Source organism: Paraburkholderia sp. EG286B, assembly GCF_040965655.1.
Taxonomy (GTDB): domain Bacteria; phylum Pseudomonadota; class Gammaproteobacteria; order Burkholderiales; family Burkholderiaceae; genus Paraburkholderia.
The window spans coordinates 1-6,200 of sequence record NZ_JBFRCF010000072.1 but is presented as its reverse complement, the minus strand read 5'-3'; the positions used below and the strand labels follow the sequence as shown (position 1 = coordinate 6,200).

Below are 6,200 nucleotides of genomic sequence, written 5' to 3'. Positions count from 1 at the left end.
TTGTGACCAGCTATGTGCCGCTTAGCGCTCGGTCGTGTGTTACCGTACCGCGGCGCTTTGCGCACCGGGACATAGTTCGGGGCGGGACATAGTCGAGCCTATTGCCAGCAGTCAATAGGCTCGAGAGCACGGTCCGCTACCTCGGCATTGAAGTGGACGACGCCCTTGAGATGGCGGAGCAAACTGAAGTATGAAGGCAAACTGGCCGGCGAGCGGACGCTTGTCGGCCAGGCAGCGTCGTTCGCCTAAAACAACAATCGGAGATTCAGGCGACGTTGTCGCCCGGTAAGCAGTCGTTGCATCGTTGTGTCTGTTGGCGAGCGCCTAAATTTGACCCGGTGGGTCAATTCTGCGCGCCCGTTAACACCCCGGAACTCCCGAGGCGATTCAATCGCAAATTTGCACGTCGCCAAGCATGCGTTTTATGAATGCTCGCCCACGAAAAATGTCGTGCAAGCTCTCTGCACCGTACCGAGTCCTGCTCGGCTATCCTCATTCCCGGTTCGTATCTCAAACTTAAAAAGGAGACAACAATGTTCGATCTTTCAGGAAAGGTGGCGGTCATTACGGGTGGAGCGAGCGGCATTGGGCTCGGCATCGCTCGCGGCATGGTTGCGGCTGGTGCGCGTGTTGTGCTGATTGGTCGCGATCGATGGAAGGGCCGTGCTGCAATTGAATCGCTGTCAGGCGGTAGTGCAAACGGCCATTTCATTCAAGCCGACATCACGAATCAAGGTGAGTGCACTGAGGCAATCGAGCAGGCCGAGCAGCATTTCGGTTGTCTAAATATCCTTGTAAACAACGCTGGCATGAATATCCGCAAGCAAGGGCACGAGCTAGGCTCCGAGGAATGGCACCAGATTGTCGATACGAACCTGAGCGGCGCGCATTTCTGCGCCCAGGCTATTCATGGTGCGTTCACGCGCGCAGGTGGCGGCAAGATTATCAATATCGGCTCGATGCTCTCCCTGTTCGGCACGACCTACGGTTCGGCCTATGCGGCCAGCAAGGGCGGAATCGTGCAGCTCGGCAAAGCGTGGGCTGTTGAATGGGCACCTCATAACATTCAGGTCAACACGTTGCTGCCTGGCTGGATCGAAAGCGATCTGACCGCCGAGGCGAAACGGCTTTTCCCTGACCTCGAAGCGGGCATCTTGAGCCGCACGCCTCAGGGGCGCTGGGGCAAGCCCGAGGACCTTGCCGGCATTGCAGTGGCGCTCTGTTCAAGCGAATGCGACTTCATGACTGGCGCGGTCATTCCGGTAGACGGTGGATATTCGGTTCAAGGTTAGCCGATTCTTTTTGACGCTGCCATATCAAATACAAAGGAGACACCCAGCATGTCCAGCGCTTATGCCGGGGCCGGAAAATATATCCAGCGCGCGGGTGAGATCTCGCGCCTTTCACAGCACGTTGCACCGTTTGGCCGCAACGTGCTCGTTCTGATCGATCCGTTTCTGTTCGAACGCTTCAGCAGTTCACTACAGCGTGATCTCGAAGATGCCAAGCTGTCGGTACATCTGGAGAAGTTCGGCGGCGAATGTACGCTGGCTGAAATCGCGCACGTGGCCGCAATCGCCAGAGGCGAGGAGAGCCACATTCTCGTGGGCGGCGGCGGGGGAAAGACAGCAGACACGGTCAAGATTGCGGCATTCGAAGCCAACGCGCGGACAGTCATCGTTCCGACGATTGCGTCAACGGACGCACCGTGTAGCGCTGTCGCCGCCCGCTATACGTCTGAGGGCGTATACGAGGGGTCCGCGCGGCTGCCTCTAATCGCGATCTGGTCGTAGTGGACACCAGCATTGTGGCGAGTGCGCCAGTACGCTTTCTCGTCGCAGGAATCGGCGATGCGCTATCGACTTGGTTCGAGGCACGTTCGAACCTGGAGTCGCGAACGAACAACTACGTCGCGGGAGGGTTCCCTCCGACAGCTACTGGTATTGCCATTGCGCGAGCCTGCCACGATGTGCTGATGCGAGACGGTCTGAAGGCAAAGCAGGCGGTCGAAGCCGTCTCTTTACCACGGCAGTCGAAAACGTCATCGAAGCTAATACGCTGCTCAGCAGTATCGGCTTCGAGAACTGCGGATGCTCCGCAGCACACGGCATGCATGGTGGACTGACTGCCCTAAGCGAAACACACGGCATGCTGCACGGCGAGAACGTCGCGTTCGGGACGCTATGCCTGCTCATGCTAGAAAATCGCCCGATCCAGGAAATCGAGGAGATGATCCGGTTCTGCGAACAGGTCGCGCTTCCTACGACACTCGCCGAACTAGGGCTGCCCGGCGACCTGCGGTACTACGCGAACCGGATCGCCAAGGCATCGCTCGCTGAAGGAGAATCTACCCACGCGTGTCCCGTCGATGTTTCCGTGGCCCTCGTGAGTGATTCGATACTCGCGGTCGACGCGACGACGACGCGGATGCGGGCGGCGAGACACTAGCGCCTGTTCACATTCTCACCTGCTGGCCAAAGGCGCACACCAGCTGCGCCTCCTCCGGCCTGCGCTTGCCGCAGTGGCTCAGCGCCTTTATTTTCGTGCGCCCCCCGCGCCGCTCGCGGCAAATAGCGCTCGCATGGTACGGAGTCGCTGTGGAAAACATCAGAGTGCTGACACCCCGTTCCACAGCGCCGCTACATCCGAGTCTTTGCAACTCAATCCGGCTATCAAAGCCTAAGGCGCCCCATCACTGACCCACGAGCACTGATTTTTAGCGTATTGGCAGCTGCCGAACTCATCTCTTCGTTGGCCACGAATACGATAAGTGCATCTCCATCATTGAGCTTTCCAATTTGTGCGCGCAGTCGCTCGTCGACGCGCTCAATGGAATCAAGAACCACGATTCTGATTTCACCACGCGTCTGGATGTCGTCAAGGTCACTCAGTCTGGTGACACCATCCCCATAGCGAATATCGACGAGAACCTCTCCGCATGGGAAGCCGCATATGCGAGTTTGGCTGTTGGCTCCGGGGTTGGAAACAAGCTTCTGGGGCATTGTAGGTATCTCAAGTTCTGGCGTATCGCCTTTCATAATCGACGACGGGAGAAAACGCTCGCGACGGTTTGGCCCAACTCAGCCGGAGCCCAGATTTACGTGCACCTTGGTGATTTTTACGCAGGTATCCGCGTGACCTTTGCGTGCCGGTCAGCCACGGATGGCCCGCCGAAATTTATATGAGGTGCGGAGCGAAAGCGCAAACAGGCGGTGCGCAACAATGCAGCCACCGCCCATGTGATACCGGGCTACAACCCGCGAAAAGGTGTAAGCGTGGGGCGTTTCATCCTCATGAGATCTGTCACCTCAACTCGGTCATCCACCGACAGGATTGGAATTGTCATCCATTTCCCGTCATGATAAGTCCGGGATTCGTCGTACTGTTTGACCAGCGGCTGACTCCAGAAATAACGCCTTTCTTCAAACTTCTCTCGTTCGGCCCGGCCCAAGACGACCAATACGGACAACAGCCTGTATGCCGGAAACAGACTGCAAAACGCCCTGTTCTCCTTGTAGCGCAGTGCCCAACCACGCTTCTTTCCGCCATATATCCAATCCGGCGTGAAAACATTGGGGTAAAACTCGTCGATCCAGCTTCGCAGCTCGCCCCAATGTTCGAACGCCTCCGGACCCAACCAGTCGCGGAGAGTACGCTCATCCGGATGCGAGGATTTGTCAGAAATTCTGTCGCCTATCTCAGCGCTTCGTGCGGTTTTGCTTTCCATTCTTCATCTCCTCAGCTTATCCAGATATTTAACTTTCCATCAACTCACCGCCGTGCGTCGCCGTGCGAAGTCCGGAGCGACCCCAGCAAGAGCGTCAACGATGCAGCCAGCAGGACGAGGTCTTTAAGCAGGAACTGGCCGGGCAACGCCGAAATCGCAGGAAAGCCACCTGCAGTCGCTTCGGCGACGCCAGGGGTGCTCAACATGAAGGTAAGCGTGATCAGATAGGTAGCGGCCGACATCGCAGCGCCCAACGCAGAGAAAAAGGGCTGAATCGATCCGATAATTAGAGCGACTGCGGTCGACAGCTCTAGCAAACCAATCACATCACTTGCCCCTTGAACACCGAACGCAGAATTCAACCAGCCCATGATAGGACTATTCACGATAAACGGCGATATTCCAGTCGCTTCATAGTGGGTGAATTTCATTGCTCCGAACCACAGAAAGATTACGACAAGCGCCCACCTCAGCAACAAAAGACCAGTTCGAGACCCAACGCTCCGTTCTGCGATTTGAAAGCGAAACTGACTTGTACGAATGCTCATTTTGATTTCCCGATTCAGTATGTTGAAGGGTTTTTTACCGATTCACAGCTTTACTTTTCCGATAGCGGCTCCGGGACTAACTTCGACCGAAATAGTCCAGGAAACGTTAGACACAATGGAGATCCGACCCGACGCCACCCCTTATTTCCATCCAGCTCGCGACGCCTCGCTAGTCTGCAGGCAAAGGTTGGACAAGTGAGTTTCACTTGAACACCTTCCGGTACTGTATAAAGCCAGAGCGCTCTCCCACGGCGTCGTAGAGGAGCCTGCCTGGGTAGTTCGTTTCGTGAGTCAGCCAGTGCACCCGAGGAGCTTTTCGACGTTTCGCCGCCGCGTACACATGTTCGATCAGTGCGCGACCAATGCCACGCCCACGTGCGTCAGGTCCAACAAACAGGTCCTGCAGATAGCAGTAGTCGGCAGATGTCCAGGTCGACCTTTGGTAGACCGTGTGCGCGAAGCCGCAAGGGTGACCGCATGTCATGGCGAGCACCGCGTACATCGGTTCGTTGGGGTCGAGGAAGCGCTCCCAGGTGTTGCGCGTCACAGCATGCGGGATATCAACCTTGTAAAACTGCTGATAGCCTTCCCAAAGTGGCAGCCACATATCGAAATCGCTATTTTCGATGGCTTTGATCTCAACTGATTGCATAGAGTTCTCCCGAAGTCCTATGGCAGTAAAGCGATGAAGCGCAACTGTGACAAAACCACAGCATCAAGCAATGCGATCAACCACAATTAACTTCAGTCTCACGGGCAATTTCTTTCCTCCGGTCGCGAAGGCGTGATTCGATCGAACCGCAGGTTGACATTTAGAGGCCAGTTCAAAAAGCCGACTGCGCTCGTTTGAATATATTCCAGCACACGAGCGAGCAAGCGAATTTGAGGAATGCTTCGTGAATGTCGCTACGGCGATCGAAGCGAATGCGAAGCCGACGGAAATTGTGGAGCCACGAGTGAGTTCGTTCTACCACCCAGCGGAATTTCCCCAGACCACTGCCATGTTCAGTTCGACGCCGCGCGATTACTGGCCTGATGCCACGATCTCGCAAGCGCTGGCGATGTGCGTCGGAGTCGTAGCCGCGATCGCCGTAGATGACTTTTGGCTTCCGCAGTGGTCGGCCACGCGTGCCGCGGATCGGCGGGATGGCATCGACCAACGGCAGCAACTGGGTGACGTCGTTACGGTTTGCGCCGGTCAGAATCACGCTGACCGGTACCCCGTTGGCATCTACAAGGACGTGGTGCTTCGAACCAGGGCGCGCGCGATCCGTGGGGTTCGGCCCAGTTTTTCGCCCGCCCCAACGGCTCGTACCGACGATGAATCGACGGCAGCATATGAGAGGTCCAGTTGTCCGGATTCGCGCAACCTGTCGAGCAGCAATGCATGCAGCCTGTTCCAGACGCCTGCCTTCTGCCATGCGTCGAGACGACGCCAGCAGGTCGCCCCGGACCCAAACCCCAGTTCGGACGGCAAGTGGTTCCACCGTATCCCGGTGCGTAACACAAACAGGACGCCATTGAGCGCCGCCCGCTCTGACACACGGGGTCGTCCGCGGCGCTCGTTGTTTCGGCGTCTGGGTTTCGGCAGTAGCGGTTCGATCAGTGCCCACAATTCGTCGTCAATGATCGGCGCTTGCATCCCCTCGGTCTCCGTTCTCTGGACGACTGAGGTTAACATCGCGCCGCGAAAGTTAACAGACCATCAAGGTTTTTTTTGAACTGGCCTCTTAAAGTCTATTCCCCGGTTAAGCGCATACCGTACTTCCGACGGTACGTACTCTGTATCTCATCTTGACTGCGAGGAGGCTCGGCAAAGATGTGCGCAGGGGAGAGCAATGAAGACATCGAAGTAACATCAATCCTGATGACGTGTTCGACTGGATATTCAGGCCCGTTGCTTATACGAACCCAGTCCGCGATCA

Annotated in this window: 9 protein-coding genes and 1 pseudogene; 5 read left to right on the top strand and 5 right to left on the bottom strand. The window is 56.6% G+C overall.

Annotated elements, in window-relative coordinates:
* Window positions 1-116 precede the first annotated feature (116 nt).
* The 5 genes and pseudogenes from AB4Y42_RS43330 to AB4Y42_RS43310 form a co-directional block, all read left to right on the top strand.
* Window positions 117-194, top strand: a pseudogene (locus AB4Y42_RS43330) (integrase); the annotation flags it as partial.
* A gap of 339 nt (window positions 195-533) precedes the next feature.
* Window positions 534-1,292, top strand: a complete 759-nt coding sequence (locus AB4Y42_RS43325; RefSeq protein WP_368691658.1) for an SDR family NAD(P)-dependent oxidoreductase — start codon at window positions 534-536, stop codon at window positions 1,290-1,292.
* Window positions 1,293-1,340: 48 nt separating this feature from the next.
* Window positions 1,341-1,793 (top strand): iron-containing alcohol dehydrogenase, encoded by a 453-nt coding sequence (locus AB4Y42_RS43320; RefSeq protein ID WP_368697775.1) that lies wholly within the window; start codon window positions 1,341-1,343, stop codon window positions 1,791-1,793.
* Window positions 1,793-2,125: an iron-containing alcohol dehydrogenase gene (locus tag AB4Y42_RS43315; RefSeq protein WP_368691656.1), complete on the top strand. Its 333-nt coding sequence runs from the start codon at window positions 1,793-1,795 to the stop codon at window positions 2,123-2,125. The genes AB4Y42_RS43320 and AB4Y42_RS43315 overlap by 1 nt, the downstream gene beginning before the upstream one ends.
* Window positions 2,044-2,448, top strand: a complete 405-nt coding sequence (locus AB4Y42_RS43310) for an iron-containing alcohol dehydrogenase (protein WP_368691708.1) — start codon at window positions 2,044-2,046, stop codon at window positions 2,446-2,448. The genes AB4Y42_RS43315 and AB4Y42_RS43310 overlap by 82 nt, the downstream gene beginning before the upstream one ends.
* A gap of 224 nt (window positions 2,449-2,672) precedes the next feature.
* On the opposite strand, the gene AB4Y42_RS43305 is transcribed toward AB4Y42_RS43310, so the two are convergent.
* The 5 genes from AB4Y42_RS43305 to AB4Y42_RS43285 form a co-directional block, all read right to left on the bottom strand.
* On the bottom strand, window positions 2,673-3,002 hold the full coding sequence (locus tag AB4Y42_RS43305) for a hypothetical protein (protein ID WP_368697774.1): 330 nt from the start codon (window positions 3,000-3,002) through the stop codon (window positions 2,673-2,675).
* A 248-nt stretch (window positions 3,003-3,250) separates the two neighbouring features.
* On the bottom strand, window positions 3,251-3,727 hold the full coding sequence (locus tag AB4Y42_RS43300) for a DUF3788 domain-containing protein (RefSeq protein WP_368697773.1): 477 nt from the start codon (window positions 3,725-3,727) through the stop codon (window positions 3,251-3,253).
* A 44-nt stretch (window positions 3,728-3,771) separates the two neighbouring features.
* The gene (locus AB4Y42_RS43295) at window positions 3,772-4,275 is read right to left on the bottom strand and encodes a DUF417 family protein (RefSeq protein WP_342949714.1); all 504 of its coding nucleotides are present in this window, start codon (window positions 4,273-4,275) and stop codon (window positions 3,772-3,774) included.
* A gap of 202 nt (window positions 4,276-4,477) precedes the next feature.
* A complete protein-coding gene (locus AB4Y42_RS43290; RefSeq protein ID WP_368691653.1) occupies window positions 4,478-4,927 on the bottom strand; it encodes a GNAT family N-acetyltransferase in 450 nt (149 codons plus the stop codon).
* Between the two features lie 172 nt (window positions 4,928-5,099).
* Window positions 5,100-5,917 (bottom strand): IS5 family transposase gene (locus AB4Y42_RS43285; protein ID WP_342920137.1). Its coding sequence is split into 2 segments (ribosomal slippage): window positions 5,100-5,569 and window positions 5,569-5,917, totalling 819 coding nucleotides; the frame shifts between segments, so codons are not numbered across the junction.
* Window positions 5,918-6,200: the final 283 nt, after the last annotated feature.

Bases quoted from the DNA above. Each gene is read 5' to 3' on its own strand.
- AB4Y42_RS43290 (WP_368691653.1), bottom strand. From the start codon at position 4,927: ATGCAATCAGTTGAGATCAAAGCCATCGAAAATAGCGATTTCGATATG.
- AB4Y42_RS43325 (WP_368691658.1), top strand. From the start codon at position 534: ATGTTCGATCTTTCAGGAAAGGTGGCGGTCATTACGGGTGGAGCGAGC.
- AB4Y42_RS43320 (WP_368697775.1), top strand. From the start codon at position 1,341: ATGTCCAGCGCTTATGCCGGGGCCGGAAAATATATCCAGCGCGCGGGT.
- AB4Y42_RS43295 (WP_342949714.1), bottom strand. From the start codon at position 4,275: ATGAGCATTCGTACAAGTCAGTTTCGCTTTCAAATCGCAGAACGGAGC.
- AB4Y42_RS43305 (WP_368697774.1), bottom strand. From the start codon at position 3,002: ATGCCCCAGAAGCTTGTTTCCAACCCCGGAGCCAACAGCCAAACTCGC.
- AB4Y42_RS43300 (WP_368697773.1), bottom strand. From the start codon at position 3,727: ATGGAAAGCAAAACCGCACGAAGCGCTGAGATAGGCGACAGAATTTCT.